The sequence below is a fragment of the Micromonospora sp. SCSIO 07396 genome, assembly GCF_053667945.1.
Genome location: NZ_CM132210.1, coordinates 2,887,870 through 2,902,738 on the forward strand (window position 1 = coordinate 2,887,870; position 14,869 = coordinate 2,902,738).

Below are 14,869 nucleotides of genomic sequence, written 5' to 3' on the forward strand. Positions count from 1 at the left end.
GGGGTCGCGGCAGCCGGGTGTCGCCGTCGGGTGGGCCGTCCGGCGCGGCCGGCAGCCGGGCGGGGTCAGTCGGCGAAGGTCACCGTGGTCAGCTCGGCCAGGCCGGAGATGGTCAGGACGCTGGCCAGCAACGGGTTCGCCACCACCCGCAACCGGTCGACGTGGGCGAACAACGCGGCGAGCGCGGCGCTGTCGAGGTACTCCACCCCGGTCAGGTCCACGGTCAGCAGGTGCCCGTCGACCAGCGCGTCGGCGATCGCCGCCCGGAACCGGTCGGCGTTGCTCATGTCGATCTCACCGGCGACGGTCACCAGCGGGGCGCCGTCGGGCTGCCGGCCGGTGGCCAGGTCCAGGGGCGTGTTCATACGGGAATCCTCGTGTGCAGCTCGACGGTGGTGCCGGCGTCGGTGGTCCGGATGTGCACGTGCGACATCAACGCGCGCATCAGGTTGATGCCGCGTCCCCGGTCGTGGTCAATCTCGGGCACCTTCCACCGTCCGGAGTCGACCACCGTGACGAACAGGTCGGTGCCCGCGGCCACCGCGAGCAGCCGGATCAGCCCGGGACGGGCGTCGCGGTGACCATGCTCGACCGCGTTGGCGCAGGCCTCACCGGTGGCCACCAGCACGTCCTGGGCCAGGTGCGGGTCGGCACCGGTGCGGCGCAACCACTGGCGCAGGGTGGAACGCACCGGGGCCATCTGCGACCGGTCGGCGGGGAACGACAGCTCCAACGGTGCCGGGTGACGGTAGAGCAGCAGGGCGATGTCGTCGTACCCGCCCTGCGGGGTCATCCGTTGCATCACCCGGTCGGCGAGCTGCTCCACCCCGGCGGTGTGGTCCTCCCGGACGGCGGAGGCGGCCTGCGCGATGCCGGTGTCGAGCGACTGGCGGCGGCGTTCCACCAGGCCGTCGGTGTAGAGCAGCAGCACGGCCCGGGGCGGCACGACGGCTGCCGCGTCGGGGCGGCCACCGCGCGACGGGATGCCCAGCGGGCTGCCCCGGCCGGCGGCCAGCAACTCGGTGTGGCCGTCGGGGTGGGTGAGGATCGCCGGTGGATGCCCGGCGCTGCTGTAGGTCAGCTTCCCGCTCTCCGGGTCGAGGATGCCGCAGAACACGGTGGTGCAGGCCGCACCGGGCAGCATCCGGGCGAACCGGTCCAGGGCGGTGAGCACCTGCGCCGGGCCGGACGCCTCCAGCAGCAGCGCCCGGCAGGCGCTGCGCAGTTGGCCCATCACGGCGGCGGCGGGCAGGCCCCGGCCGACGCAGTCGCCGACGACGATGCCGATCCGGCCGTCGGGCAGGTCCACCGCGTCGTACCAGTCGCCGCCGACCTCCAGGGGGCGGGTCGCCGGCTCGTAGCGGACGGCGAACCCGGCGGGCAGTTCGGCCGGGCCGAGGATGGAGCGTTGCAGGGCGACCGCCACCTCCCGTTGCTGGTCGGCGGCGTGGGCCCGGTGCAACGCCTGCCCGAGCGCCCCGCACAGCAGCAACAGGAGCATCTGGTCCTCGGTGCCGAAGCCGCGTGCCGGGTCGAGTTCGAGCCAGATCACCAGCGGACCCTGCGGCGAGTCGACAGTGGTGCCGACGCCTGCGGGCCGGGCCCCGGTGGCGGCGTCGATGGTGATCCGCAGCGGCGGCTGCGCCCGCAGCGCGGTGACCGTCTCGCGGACCGGGTCGGGCAGTTGCCCCCAGTCGGTGCCGGGGGTGGCGGTCACCGCCGGTGTGCCGTCGGGTGCCCAGAGGGTGGCGACCGTCCGGTGGGCCTGCCAGAGCTGCCGTAGCTCCTCGACGCCGGCGCGCAACGCCTCGCTGGTGCTGGCGGCCCGGGACAGCCGCTGGTTGAGGGTGCTCAGGGCGGTTTCCCGCTGCACCGCGTAACGTTCGGCGGTGACGTCGCGGATAGTGCCGACGACCATCCGCCGGCCCTGGTCGTCGGTGACCGCGTTGAAGGCGACCGCCGTCCAGAGGCGGTGCCCGTCGCGGTGCCGCAGCGGCACCACGAACGATCCGTGGGCGACGGTCATCGCCTGGGCGAACGCGTCGGCCACCAGCCGGTTGGCCGAGGCGTCGGCGACGTCGTCGGGCCACCACGGGTAGCGGGGTCGGTAGGGCAGGCCCTCGGGGCCGTAGCCGAACAGCTCGGCGAAGGCGGTGTTCATCTCGACCAGCGCGCCGTCGGCGTCGAGGACGAAGAACCCCTCCTGCAACGAGTTGATCATCGCGGTCCGCCAGTTGGCGTGGTGGTTACGCAACCGGGCCAGGTCGACGTTGGCCCGGACCCGGGCCAGCAGCTCCTCGGCGGAGAAGGGTTTGACCAGGTAGTCGTCGGCGCCGGCCTCCAACCCCTCGACGGCGGCCTCCCCGCCGGCGCGGGCCGACAGCAGCAGCACCGGCACCCCCATGGTGCGGGGTTCGGCGCGCAGCGCGGCGACCAGTTCGAGCCCGTCCAGGCCGGGCATCATCACGTCGCTGACGATCAGGTCGGGCGGTGCGGTGCGGGCCTGGGCCAGCGCGGCGAGCCCGTCGCCGACGGCGGTGACGTCGTAGCGGGACCGCAGCAGCCGGTGCAGGTACTCGCGCATGTCGGCGTTGTCGTCGGCGATCAGCACCCGGGGTCGGTCCGCGCCCGGCAGGTCGGCGGGCGACGGCTGCGGCGTCGGCCGGACGTCGGTGCCGGCGGCCGGCAGCCAGCGCAGCGCCTCGGCGACGAACGGTTCGGCGCTGTCCGACGGCACCGGCGCGCCGACGCCGGTGACGACGTGTTCGGCGGGCAGGTGGGCGACACCGTACGGCAGCCGTACGGTGAAGGTGGTGCCGACGTCCGGGGTGCTGTCCACGGTGATCGTGCCGCCGTGCAGGCCGACCAGTTCCCGGACCAGGGCCAGGCCGATGCCGCTGCCCTCGTGGGACCGGGAGCGGGCCTGCGGCACCCGGTGGAAGCGCTCGAACAGCCGGGGGATCTCGTCGGCCGGCACCCCGATGCCGGTGTCGGCGACCTGCACCGTCGGGGTGCCGTCGCGGTCGGCCACGGTGACCCGGATGCCGCCGTGGAAGGTGAACTTGAGGGCGTTGCTGAGCAGGTTGAGCACCACCTTCTCCCACATCGCCCGGTCGACGTGCACCGGCCCGGACAGCGGCGGGCAGTCCACGTCGAGGGTGAGGCCGGCGCGTTCGACGGCCGCCCGGAACACGCTGGCCAGCTCGGCGGTGAACCGGGACAGGTCGACGGGCTCGTAGCTGGCCTGCATCCGGCCGGCCTCGATGCGGGAGAAGTCCAGCAGCGCGGTGACCAGCTTGCCCAGCCGCAACGCGTTGCGGTGCATGACGTCCAGCTCGTCGCGGACCTGCGCGTCCCCGTCGCCCAGCCGGGCCCGCAGCTCCTGCAACGGGCCGCTGATCAGCGTCAGCGGGGTGCGGAACTCGTGGCTGATGTTGGAGAAGAACGCCGTCTTGGCCCGGTCCAGCTCGACGAGTTCCTCGGCCCGCTGCTGCTGCACCTCGTAGGCGACCGCGCCGTTGATCAGGGCGGCGCTCTGCTGGGCCACCAGGTCGAAGAAGGTGCGGTAGCCGTCGTCGAGCGCCCGGCCGGCGCTGGCGGCCAGCACGACGACGCCGATGTCCTCGGCGCCGGTCTCGCCGTGCAGCGGCAGCACCATCGCCTCGGTCGGTGCGGTCTGCCAGCCGCCGGCCGGCAGTTCGCCGGCCCGGTCGAGCAGGTCGGTGACGTGCGCCGGGCGACCGTCGGCGAGCACCTGCGCCACCGGCCACACCGCAGCGGTGGCCCCGCCCGCGCGGTCGACCTCGCCGGCGCGGGTGCTGGCGGTCAGCCGCAGGCCGCCGTCGCGCCCCCGCAGGTAGACCGCCGCGTACGGCACGTCGGCCCCGGCCCGGCCGAGCGACCCGGCGACCAGCTCGCACGCCTCACCGACGGTGCGGGCGGTGCCGGCCTGGGCCCCGAGGTCCTGCAACGCGGCGAGCCGCCGCTGGCCGATGACCCGTTCGGTGGTGTCGCTGACGGCGGTGAACACGCCGCGCACCACACCGTCGTCGTCGTGCAGCGGGCTGTAGGAGTACGTCCAGTAGGTCTCCTCCCAGTAGCCGTGCCGGTTCATCGGCAGCAGCAGGTCCTCCGACCAGGTCGCCTCGCCGGTCTGCACCACGCCGCGCAGCATCGGCCCGATGATGTGCCAGATCTCGCCCCACACCTGGTCGCCGGGCTTGCCGAGGGCCGGGTGTTTGCTGCCGAGCAGCGGGCCGTAGGCGTCGTTGTAGAGAAAGCGCAGCTCCGGGCCCCACCAGACGATCATGGGGAACCGGGAGGTCAGGCAGATCCGGGTGGCGGTGCGCAGGCTCGCCGGCCAGTCGTCGACCGCGCCCAGCGAGGTGGCGGGCCAGTCGAAGGCGCGCATCCGGGCCGCCATCTCGCTGGCACCGGTGAACACGGAACGCCCCGCCTCAGCCTCGGCCATCACCGCCCCGCCCTCCCGCACGTCTCGCGCAGGGACGACCGCGTGTCCGCGGTTCGTCGCCGGCCACCGGCAGAGTCTCCTGCCGTTGCGGCACAGCATGCCGTATGCGTCGCCGCAGCAGAAATCGGACGGGACGCGAAGGTCCGGCGTCTCCCGGTCCGACCCACCGCACCGGACAAGTCGGTTTCGGGAAAGTTTCGGTTTGTCGACGGCCCACCGTCACTCGGGCCGGCACCAGGGTAGGTGCTCCCCGACCGGCCGGCTCCGGGCGGTCGCATCGCCGCGACGACCAGGGCGTCACCCGACCTCCGAAACTTTCGGGCTATGCTGCCGACGGGCGCACGACTGTGGAGGAGATGGGCATGGCGGAGGACCGGGCGACGCTGTCGGAGATCGCGACCGCCGCGGGGGTGTCCGTGCCCACCGTCTCGAAGGTGCTCAACGGTCGACCCGACGTCGCCCCGGCGACCCGACGCCGGATCCAGGACCTGCTCGACCGGCGGTCGTACACCGCCCGCAGGGCGCCCGCGATGCCCGGTGCCGCCGGCCTCATCGACCTGGTCTTCCGGGATCTCGGCAGTCCCTGGGCGATGCAGATCCTCGACGGTGTCGAGGATCTGGCCTACCGGGCGGGCGTCGGCGTGGTCGTCTCCGCCGTGCACGGGCGCAGCCGCAGCCGCCCCGACCGGCGGTGGATCGAACAGCTCTCCAAGCGCCGCTGCGACGGGGTGCTGCTCGTGCTCTCCGACCTGTCCCCCAGCCAGCAGGGCCAGCTCGAAGAACTGGGCATCCCGGTGGTCATCATCGACCCGGCCGGCCAGCCCGGCGCGGGCATCCCGTCGGTGGGGGCGACGAACTGGTCCGGTGGGGTGGCCGCCGCCGAACACCTGCTCGACCTGGGTCACCACCGGATCGCGGTGATCGGCGGCCCGCCGACGGTGCCGTGCAGCCGCGCCCGGGTCGACGGGTACCGGGCCGCGATGAACGCGGCCAACCGCAAGATCCCCGCCGGGTACGTCCGGCACGGCGACTTCACCTCCCCGTCGGGCTACCGGGAGATGAACGCCCTGCTGGACCTCGCCCAGCCCCCCACCGCCGTGTTCGCCTGCGCCGACGAGATGGCGTTGGGCGCCTACGAGGCGCTCTACGAGCGCGGCGCCCGGGTCCCCGACGACATCAGCATCGTCGGCTTCGACGACCTCGACTCGGCCCGCTGGGCGGCCCCGCCGCTGACCACCGTGCGTCAGCCGCTGGCCGAGATGGCCGGCATGGCGACCCGGATGCTGCTCTCCCTGGTCGCCGGGGAGGGGCTGGACAGCCACCGGATCGAATTGGCCACCCCGCTGATCGTGCGGCACAGCACCCGCCGGCTGACCTGACCGACGGCCCCTCCCCGCCGCCCGGCACCTCCCCCGCCGACGCGGGAGCGGGGCCGTGCGGGAGCGGGGTCAACGGGGCAGGGAACGGGCCAGCCGGAAACCGACGTCGTCGATCCGCAACGTCGGGTGGCTGCGGCGGCGTACCGAGGCGCGGCAGCTCCAGTGCTCGTCGAACCAGCCGCCCCCGCGCAGCACCCGGTAGCCGCCGTACACCTCGGCGTCGTAGACGTCGAAGCACCACTCCCAGACGTTGCCGAGCAGGTCGTACAGGCCCCACGGGTTGGCGGTGCGCCCGGCCACCGGGTGCGGCCGTTCGCCGGAGTTGCCCCGGTGCCAGGCAATCTCGTCGAGCGGGCCGTAGCGCGGACCGGTGGTGCCGGCCCGGCAGGCGTACTCCCACTCGGCCTCGGTCGGCAGCCGGTAGCCGTCGGCGGTGGAGTCCCAGTCGGCTCCCTCGCCGTCGTCGTGCAGCCGGTAGGCGGGCGTCAGCCCCTCCCGAAGGGAGAGCGCGATGCAGAACCGGACGGCGTCCGCCCAGGACACCCCCTCCACGGGCAGCCGGTCGCCCGCGACGGTGCTCGGCCGTTCCCCGGTCACCCGGGCGTACCAGCCCTGGGTGACCGGGACGACGCCGAGCCGGTACGCCGACACCTCGACCGACCAGCGGCGCTCGGTGCGGCGGTCGGACAGGGTCACCTGCCCCGCCGCGACGGTCACCATCGCGGTCAGCGCGTCGTCGTCCACGGCAGCCGAGCCTACCGAGGACCCGACCGGGCCGGTCAGCCGACGGCCGCCGCAGCGGCGCGGCCGGCGGTGCGGCCGGAGAACAGGCAGCCGCCGAGGAAGGTGCCCTCCAGGGCGCTGTAGCCGTGCATGCCCCCACCCCCGAAGCCGGCGACCTCGCCTGCCGCGTACACCCCGCCCAGTGGTTCGCCGTCGGGGCGCAGCACCCGGGCGGACAGGTCGGTGTGCAGCCCGCCGAGGCTCTTACGGGTGAGCACGTGCAGTTGCACCGCGATCAGTGGTCCGGCCGCCGGGTCGAGCAGCCGGTGCGGGGTGGCGACCCGGATCAGCCGGTCACCCCGGTAGCGGCGGGCCCCCCGGATCGCGGCGAGCTGGGCGTCCTTGCCGAACGGGTGGGCGATCTCCCGGTCCCGGGCCTCGACCAGCGCGGTCAGTGCGACGGGGTCGAGCTGCGGCCCGTCGGTCTCGGCGGCCAGCTTGTTCATCCCGGCCACCAGCTCGGGCAGGGTGTCGGCGACAACGAAGTCGGCCCCGTTCCGCTTGAACGCCTCGACCGGGCCGGGTGCCCCTGGCCGGACCCGTTGCAGCACCTGCCGGACGCTGCGGTCGGTGAGGTCGGGGTTCTGCTCGGAGCCCGACAGCGCGAACTCCTTCTCGATGATCTTCTGGGTGAGCAGGAACCAGCTGTAGTCGTGCCCGGTGGCACGCAGGTGCCGCAGGGTGGCCAGGGTGTCGAAGCCGGGGAACAGCGGCGCCGGCAGCCGCGCCCCGGTGGCGTCGAGCCAGAGCGAGGACGGGCCGGGCAGGATGCGGATGCCGTGCTGGGGCCAGATCGGGTCCCAGTTGCGCAGCCCCTCGGTGTAGTGCCACATCCGGTCCGGGTTGATCACCTGCCCGCCGGCGGTCTCGGTGATGGCGAGCATCCGGCCGTCGACGTGGGCGGGGACGCCGGTGACCATCCGGGTGGGCGGGGTGCCGAGCCGGGCCGGCCAGGCCCGCCGGACGAGGTCGTGGTTGCCGCCGATGCCGCCCGAGGTGATGATCACGGCCTGGGCGTCGTGCTGGAAGTCGCCGACGACCTCCCGGGAGCTGCTGCGTCCCCGGGGCCCGTCGTCGGGGGCGAGCAGCGCGCCGCGTACCCCGGTGACGACGCCCCCGGTGGTGACGAGTTCGTCGACCCGGTGCCGGAACAGCAGCGTCACCCGGCCCTGCTCGACGGCCCGGTGTACCCGCCTGGCGAACGGCTCGACCACGCCGGGGCCGGTGCCCCAGGTGACGTGGAACCGGGGCACCGAGTTGCCGTGCCCGTGGGCCGCTCCCCCACCCCGCTCGGCCCAGCTCACCACGGGGAACACCCGGTGCCCCATCGACCGCAGCCAGGCCCGCTTCTCCCCGGCGGCGAAGTGCACGTACGCCTGCGCCCACTGGCGCGGCCAGTGGTCCTCGGGCCGGTCGAAGGCGGCGCTGCCGGTCCAGTCCTGCCAGGCCAGCTCGACCGAGTCGCGGATGCCCATCCGCCGCTGCTCGGGCGAGTCGACGAAGAACAGCCCGCCGAACGACCAGAACGCCTGCCCGCCGAGGTTGTGCTCCGACTCCTGGTCCACCAGCAGCACCCGGCGGCCCGCGTCGGCGGCCTCGGCGGCGGCGACCAGGCCGGCCAGGCCGGCGCCGATCACGATGACATCCGTCTCCATGCGCCGACCCTAGGTAGCGCGGTGCCAAAATGATCCGTGCCGGGGCGCAGTATTCACCGCCGGAATTATCACCCCGATGACAAAGGATGGCCGATCGTGTCGGACGCCCTGCTCGACATCGAGCCCGGTCTCGCCGGTCTCGCGCCGTCGGTCGGCGACCACCTGCGGGGGTTGCGCGGGCCGCTGCACGAGCGGATCCTCGGCACCGTCCGGGCCGCGATGGCCGCCCAGGGCCGGTCGCTGACCGGTGGGCAGGGGCAGGGCTTGGCGCTGGGCGTGCAGACCGCCGTCGACACCTTCGTCGACGCGGTCGCCGACCCGGCCCGGGAGCTGACCGGGACCCGGGAGGTGTTCCATGCCCTGGGCCGCACCGAGTACCGCGAGGGGCACCGGGTGGACGCGCTGCGGACCGTGCTCACCCTCGGGGCCCGCGACATCTGGGCCTTCCTGGTGGAACACGCCACCGCCCCGGGCGGACCCGGCAGCCAGGCCACCGCGCCGGCCGCCCCGGCGCCGGCCGACCTGTACGTGATCGCCGGGGCGCTGTTCGGCTACGTCGACGCGCTGGCCGGGGCCGCCGCCGAGGGGTTCCTCGCCGAGCAGCGCGACACCGCCCAGGACTGGGCCACCACCCGACGCCGGCTGGTCACCCTCCTCGTGCAGCCCGACCCGCCGACCGGGGCGGTGCTGCACGCCGCCGCCGACGCGGCCCGCTGGCCGTTGCCGGCGACCGTGGCCGTGTTCAGCGTCGACGGCACCGACGCCGAGCACGTGGCCCGGGGCATCGGCGCGGGCGCGCTGGCCGCCGTCGTCGGCGACGCCATCCGGGTGGTGCTGCCCGACCCCGGTACGCCGGGACGCCTGGACCGGGCCCGGCAGGCGCTGGTCGGGCGGCGGGCCGCGCTCGGGCCGACGGTACGGCGGCAGCGGGCGCGGCTGTCGTACCGGCTTTCCCGCCGGGCGCTGACCCTGCACCAGCACGGCGCGCTCGGCCCGGACCCGGTGGTGTCCTGCGACGACCATCTGCTCACCCTGCTCACCGCGTGGGAACCCGGCCTGGCCGGGCACCTCGCCGGCACGGTGCTGGCCCCGCTGGCCGGGTTGCGGCCGACCACCCGCCGGGCGCTGGCCGAGACGCTGCGCGGCTGGCTGCGCCGGCAGGGGCAGGTGGTGGCGGTCGCCGCGGACCTGCACACCCACCCGCAGACGGTCCGCTACCGGATGCGGCAGCTGCGCGGCCTGTTCGGCCCGGCCCTCGACGACCCGGACGCCCGTCTCCTGCTGACCCTCGCCCTGCACCTGCACCCGACGGGTGAGCCGGATCGTTCCGGTGACGGTTGAACCATGTGATCACGAAATACGAACTACTGTGCGTGCGTACCACCCGTTCCGCCGTCCTGCTGGGGTTCCTCCTCGCGCTGCTGTCCGTACCGCTGACCCCGGCGACCCCGGCCGCGGCGCACGCCGCGCTGGTCGCGACGAGCCCGGTCCGCGACGCGGTGATCGGCACCCCGCCCTGGGAGGTGGTGCTGGTCTTCAGCGAGTCGGTCTCCCCGGTCGTCGGCCGGGTGCAGGTGCTCGGCCCGGACGGGCGGCGGGTCACCGCCGGCGAGCCGGTCGCGGACGGCGCCACGCTGCGCATCCCGGTGCGGGTGTCGAACCGGCCGCTCGGCACCTACCTGGTCAGCTACCGGGTGATCTCGGCCGACAGCCACCCGGTCGCCGGCAGCTTCGCCTACTCGGCCGGTGCGCCGTCGGCGACGCCGCCGGAGCCGGTGAGCGTGGACGAGCGACCCTCCGGCGGGTGGACCCCCGCCGCCCGCTACGTCGGTTACCTGGGTCTGGTGCTGGCGGTCGGCCCCACGCTGCTGGGCGCGGCACGCTGGCCCCGTCGCCGCCGCCGAGCGGTGACCACCACCGGGTACGTCGGCCTGGCGCTGGTGGCCGTGGGCACCGCCGGGACGTGGGTGGCGCAGGCCGCCGACATGGTCGGGGTGCCGGTCGGCGGCCTGACGCGCGGCGACCTGACGGCGGTCGCGGGCAGCGACGTCGGCCCGGTGCTCGGCGCGCGGCTGGCGCTGGCCGGAATCGCCGCCGGGCTGCTGTCGGCGGTGGCCGGCGGGCGGGCCGGGCGTGGCCGGCGGACCGCGCTGGCGGTGGTGGGTCTGGCCGGGCTGGTGACCTGGCCGCTGGCCGGGCATCCGGTGGCCTCGCCGCTGCCGCCGGTGAGCATCCTCGCCGACCTGGTGCACCTGGCCGGGATGAGCGTGTGGCTGGGCGGGCTGGTCACCCTGGCGGTGTTCGTGCTGCCCGGCACCCACCGGCGGGTGCTGGGCCGCATCCTGCCGGCCTGGTCGCGGTGGGCGACCGTCGCGGTGGGGTGGCTGGTCGCCTCCGGCGTCGGGCAGGCCGCGATCGAACTCGGCCGGCCCGGCGCGCTGGTCGGCACCACGTACGGTCGACTGCTCTGCGCCAAGGCGGCGCTGCTGGCCGCCGTGCTCGGCGTCGCGGCCTGGCAGCGGCGGATGGTGCGCGACGGCCGGGCCGCCGACCGGCCGGGCCGGGTGGCGCGGGCCGCCGGGGTGGAACTCGCTGCCACGGCGGTGGTGCTGGCGCTGACCGCCGTGCTGGTGCAGACCCCGCCCGGCCGGACCGCCGACACGCAGGCCGCCCGCGCCACCCGCGAGGGTGTCGCGCAGACTCTCACCAGCGCCGGCTACACCCTCCAGTTCGACATCTACCCGGTCCGGGTGGGGGTGCCGAACTCGCTGCACGCCTACGTCTACACCCCGCAGGGGCAGCCGCTGCCGGTGGCCCAGTGGACGGTCAGCCTCGCCCTGCCGGCCGCCGGGATCGAACCGATGACGGTGCCGGTGGAGAGCCCGGAGCCGCACCACGGCAGCGCCGAGATCAGCCTGCCGGCGCGCGGGGACTGGACGATCCGGTTCACCGTCCGCACCAGCGACATCGACCAGGCCACCGTCACCGCCACCGTCCCGGTCGGCTGACCCGCGGCCGACCCGACAGGGTACGGGGTGACTGGTCCACCGGCCCTTACGGGTCGCCGGGCCGATCGGCTAGCCTGCATCGGCCCGGGTGTCCCCGGGCGGAGGGAGGACACCATGACCACACCGACATCCCGACACGTCGCGCAGGAGCGGGACGCCACCGATCCGCTGGCCGGCCTGCGGGACCGGTTCGTGGTGGACGACCTGCTCTACCTCGACGGCAACTCGCTGGGCCGGCTGCCGGCCGCCACCGGCGACCACCTGGCCGACCTGGTCCGCGACGGCTGGGGCACCGAATTGGTCCGGAGCTGGCCGACCTGGATCGAGTGGCCGCGCCGCATCGGTGACCGGATCGCCGCCCACGCGCTGGGCGCCCGCGACGGCGAGGTGATCGTCTCCGACTCGACCTCGGTCAACCTCTACAAGCTGGCCGCCGCCGCCCTGGACGCCCGGCCCGGTCGGGGCACGATCCTGGCCGACGCCCAGGAGTTCCCCACCGACCGTTACCTGCTGGAGGGGTTGGCCGCCCAGCGGGGGCTCGCCCTGCGGCTGCTCCCCTCCGACCTGGACGAGGGGCTGGACCAGGCCACCCTGACCGAGGCGCTCACCGAGGACGTGGCGCTGGTGGTGCTCTCGGCGGTGTCGTACCGCTGCGGGGCGCTGCTGGACGTCGCGGCGGTGACCGAGGCGGCCCGTCGGGTCGGCGCGCTGGTGCTGTGGGACCTGTCGCACGCGGTCGGCTCGGTGCCGCTGGACCTGACCGCCGCCGGGGCCGACCTCGCGGTCGGCTGCACCTACAAGTACCTCAACGGCGGCCCCGGCGCACCGGCCTTCCTCTACGTGCGGCGGGAGTTGCAGGAGTCGCTGCGCCAGCCGATCTGGGGCTGGTTCGGCCAGCGCGACCAGTTCCGGATGGGTGCCGGCTACGATCCCGCGCCCGGCCCGGAGCGGTTCCTGGTGGGCACCCCGCCGGTGCTCGGGATGGCCGCCCTCGACCCGGCCCTGGACGTGCTGGCCGACGCCGGGATGGACCGGGTCCGGGAGAAGTCGCTGCGGCTCGGCGAGCTGATCATCGAGTTGGCCGACGTCTGGCTCGTCCCGCACGGTTTCCGGCTCGCCTCCCCGCGCGACCCGGACCGGCGCGGCGGGCACGTGTCGCTGTACCACCCGGAGGCGCTGCGGATCTCCCGGGCCCTGGTCGACGCCGGGGTGGTCGGCGACTACCGGGTGCCGGACCGGCTGCGGCTCGGCCCGGCGGCGCTCTACACCCGCCACGTCGACGTGTGGGACGCGATGGACCGGCTGCGGGACATCGCCGAGCGGCGGGCCTGGACCGGGGTGCCGGCGGAGCCGTCCCGGGTCACCTGAGCCGATCCGGGCAGATCCCGGATTCTCCCCGCCTCGCCGTCGACTTCGTACCAGCATGTCGGGTGGAGGCGGGGGGTGCCGTGGACGTCCTGGTCCTGATCGTGGTGCTAGCCACCACCGTGCTGGTCGGCACCACCATCGGCGGCCGGTACCGGGTCGCCCCGCCGGTGCTGCTGATCACCATGGGTGGCCTGCTGGCGCTGCTGCCCCCGCTGTCGGACGTGGTGCTCGAACCCGAGGTGGTGCTGCTGCTCTTCCTGCCGGCCGTGCTCTACCGGGAGAGCCTGGTGATCAGCCTGCGGGAGATCCGGGCGAACCTGCTGGTGATCACCTCGCTGGCGGTGGCGCTGGTGGTGGTGACCATGGTGGCGGTGGCGCTGGTCGCCAAAGGGCTCGGGATGACCCCGCAGGCGGCCTGGGTCCTGGGCGCGGTGCTCGCCCCCACCGACGCGGCGGCGGTGGCCGGCCTGGCGAAGCGGATGCCCCGCCGGATCCTGACCACCCTGCGGGCGGAGAGCCTGGTCAACGACGGCACCGCGCTGGTGCTGTTCTCGGTGACGGTCGGGTTGATCGTCGGTGGCACCGCGCCGGGGGTGTTCGGCTTCCTGGGCCGGTTCGTCGGCTCGGCCGGCGGCGGGATCGTCGCCGGGCTGGTCGTCGGCCTGGTGGTGGTGCTGATCCGACGCCGGTTGGACGACCCGCTGCGGGAGGGCGCGCTGAGCGTGCTCACCCCGTTCGCCGCGTTTCTGCTGGCCGAGGTGGTGCACGCGAGCGGGGTGCTCGCCGTCGTGGTGGCCGGGCTGCTGCTGTCGTACTTCAGCCCGAGGATCATCCGGGCCCGGTCCCGGGTGTTGGCGTACGCCTTCTGGGACCTGTCCACCTTCCTGATCAACGGCGCGCTCTTCGTGCTGCTGGGCATGCAGATTCCCCGGGCGGTGAACCACGTGACCAGCACCTCGCTGGTGCGGTCGGTGGCGATCGCCGCCTCGGTCACGCTGATGGTGGTGGTGGTCCGGCTGGTGTGGTTACAACTGTTCTCCTACGGTCTGCCGGTGGTGGGTCGGGGTGCCGGGGTGAGCCGGCGGGTCCGGGTGGCGGCCGGCTGGGCGGGGTTCCGGGGGGCGGTGTCGCTGGCCGCCGCCCTCGCGGTGCCGGTCACCACGGCCACCACGCACCAGCCGGTGCCGGAGCGTGATCTGATCATCTTCTGCACCGCCGTGGCGATCGTGTCGATCATGCTGGTGCAGGGCATCACCCTGCCGGCGGTGGCCCGCTGGGCCGGCCTGCGCGGCGACGAGGCGCGCGGGGACGAGGTCCGGCACGCCCGCCGCCGGGCCACCGAGGTGGCGTTGGCGGCGCTGCCGGACGTCGCCGCCAACCTCGACGTCGACGGGGCGGCGGTGGACCGGTTACGCACCGACTACCAGCGCCACCTGGACCTGGTGACGGAGTCCGGTGGCGGACGGGAGGCCGACCGGGCCCAGGAGTTGGACACCCGGCTGCGGCTGGGGGTGCTGGAACACAAGCGCCGCGAGGTGACCCGGCTGCGCGACAACAACGAGATCGACGACAGCGTGCTGCGCGAGGTGCAGGCGGCGCTGGACATCGAGGAGATCCGCCTGCTCGGCCCGCAGACCGAGGACTGAGCGTTTCTGCGGTGGTGCGCACGCCACGTCGGACAAGCACGTCACCAGGACGATCAGCCTCGTTGAGCAGGCGGAAGCTGCTGTCTGCGCATTGTCCGCACGTAGCTGGCGAACTTCCCAGACCTCGACCGTAAAGGAGGATCGGGTGGACAGCGTGCAGGACGAACCGGCCCCGAGTCGGGGTGAGCAGATCCAGGCCGCGGAACACGAGGCTGCGCGGCAACGGCTTCTCGCGCAGGCCGAGGCCGAACGGATACCGGCGGAGGAGACGACCCGGGCGCTGCCGGACCGGCGGTGGCGTCATGGACAGTAGCGAGCCGTTGCCGGTGGGCAGGCGGGAGGCGTACTGATGGGGGCGGCGCAACCTGTCACAGCGGGTGTTCGCCGACCGGTCGGGCAGGTCGAAGAGCCGGGCGGACAAGGTCGAGCGGGTGGTCGGAACCCTGGACCGGGTGTCCACCGTCCAGGACATCGCCGCCGTGCCGCGGATCGACCCGGCGGCACTGCTCGGCCGGGTCGGCTTGCATTGACAGTCGCGCATGGGCGGGGTTACGGTGCG

General features: G+C 74.5%; 11 protein-coding genes. 7 read left to right on the top strand and 4 right to left on the bottom strand.

What is annotated here, in order from left to right:
• Nucleotides 1-65 precede the first annotated feature (65 nt).
• Both ACWCHM_RS12365 and ACWCHM_RS12370 read right to left on the bottom strand, forming a co-directional pair.
• Entirely contained in the window at nt 66-365 is a 300-nt protein-coding gene (locus tag ACWCHM_RS12365) for an STAS domain-containing protein (protein ID WP_204959871.1), read from the bottom strand.
• Complete coding sequence (locus ACWCHM_RS12370; RefSeq protein ID WP_454222507.1) at nt 362-4,471, bottom strand: SpoIIE family protein phosphatase; 4,110 nt, start codon at nt 4,469-4,471, stop codon at nt 362-364. The genes ACWCHM_RS12365 and ACWCHM_RS12370 overlap by 4 nt, the downstream gene beginning before the upstream one ends.
• 362 nt (nt 4,472-4,833) lie before the next feature.
• Here ACWCHM_RS12370 and ACWCHM_RS12375 point away from each other — a divergent pair, with 362 nt between their 5' ends.
• Nucleotides 4,834-5,850 (top strand): LacI family DNA-binding transcriptional regulator, encoded by a 1,017-nt coding sequence (locus ACWCHM_RS12375; RefSeq protein ID WP_454222508.1) that lies wholly within the window; start codon nt 4,834-4,836, stop codon nt 5,848-5,850.
• A gap of 69 nt (nt 5,851-5,919) precedes the next feature.
• Here the strand turns inward: ACWCHM_RS12375 and ACWCHM_RS12380 are convergent, their stop codons facing one another.
• Complete coding sequence (locus tag ACWCHM_RS12380) at nt 5,920-6,570, bottom strand: formylglycine-generating enzyme family protein (RefSeq protein WP_454223068.1); 651 nt, start codon at nt 6,568-6,570, stop codon at nt 5,920-5,922.
• A gap of 59 nt (nt 6,571-6,629) precedes the next feature.
• Complete coding sequence (locus tag ACWCHM_RS12385; protein ID WP_454222509.1) at nt 6,630-8,288, bottom strand: FAD-binding dehydrogenase; 1,659 nt, start codon at nt 8,286-8,288, stop codon at nt 6,630-6,632.
• A 96-nt stretch (nt 8,289-8,384) separates the two neighbouring features.
• On the opposite strand from ACWCHM_RS12385, the gene ACWCHM_RS12390 reads away from it, so the two are divergent.
• From ACWCHM_RS12390 to ACWCHM_RS12415, 6 genes are all read left to right on the top strand, one after another.
• Nucleotides 8,385-9,629 carry a PucR family transcriptional regulator gene (locus ACWCHM_RS12390; protein WP_454222510.1) on the top strand — a complete coding sequence of 415 codons (1,245 nt, stop codon included), beginning with the start codon at nt 8,385-8,387 and terminating at the stop codon, nt 9,627-9,629.
• A gap of 32 nt (nt 9,630-9,661) precedes the next feature.
• A complete protein-coding gene (locus ACWCHM_RS12395) occupies nt 9,662-11,296 on the top strand; it encodes a copper resistance CopC/CopD family protein (protein WP_421488416.1) in 1,635 nt (544 codons plus the stop codon).
• 114 nt (nt 11,297-11,410) lie between these two features.
• Nucleotides 11,411-12,664 carry a kynureninase gene (kynU, locus tag ACWCHM_RS12400; protein WP_421488417.1) on the top strand — a complete coding sequence of 418 codons (1,254 nt, stop codon included), beginning with the start codon at nt 11,411-11,413 and terminating at the stop codon, nt 12,662-12,664.
• A gap of 80 nt (nt 12,665-12,744) precedes the next feature.
• Nucleotides 12,745-14,310 (top strand): Na+/H+ antiporter, encoded by a 1,566-nt coding sequence (locus ACWCHM_RS12405; protein ID WP_421488418.1) that lies wholly within the window; start codon nt 12,745-12,747, stop codon nt 14,308-14,310.
• Between the two features lie 145 nt (nt 14,311-14,455).
• Nucleotides 14,456-14,623, top strand: coding sequence for a hypothetical protein (locus ACWCHM_RS12410; RefSeq protein ID WP_204960353.1), 168 nt, complete (start codon nt 14,456-14,458; stop codon nt 14,621-14,623).
• A 64-nt stretch (nt 14,624-14,687) separates the two neighbouring features.
• The gene (locus tag ACWCHM_RS12415; protein WP_421488419.1) at nt 14,688-14,840 is read left to right on the top strand and encodes a hypothetical protein; all 153 of its coding nucleotides are present in this window, start codon (nt 14,688-14,690) and stop codon (nt 14,838-14,840) included.
• Nucleotides 14,841-14,869: the final 29 nt, after the last annotated feature.

Coding starts and splice junctions, on each gene's coding strand:
- ACWCHM_RS12365 (WP_204959871.1), bottom strand. CDS start 365: ATGAACACGCCCCTGGACCTGGCCACCGGCCGGCAGCCCGACGGCGCC.
- ACWCHM_RS12370 (WP_454222507.1), bottom strand. CDS start 4,471: ATGGCCGAGGCTGAGGCGGGGCGTTCCGTGTTCACCGGTGCCAGCGAG.
- ACWCHM_RS12375 (WP_454222508.1), top strand. CDS start 4,834: ATGGCGGAGGACCGGGCGACGCTGTCGGAGATCGCGACCGCCGCGGGG.
- ACWCHM_RS12380 (WP_454223068.1), bottom strand. CDS start 6,570: ATGGTGACCGTCGCGGCGGGGCAGGTGACCCTGTCCGACCGCCGCACC.
- ACWCHM_RS12385 (WP_454222509.1), bottom strand. CDS start 8,288: ATGGAGACGGATGTCATCGTGATCGGCGCCGGCCTGGCCGGCCTGGTC.
- kynU (WP_421488417.1), top strand. CDS start 11,411: ATGACCACACCGACATCCCGACACGTCGCGCAGGAGCGGGACGCCACC.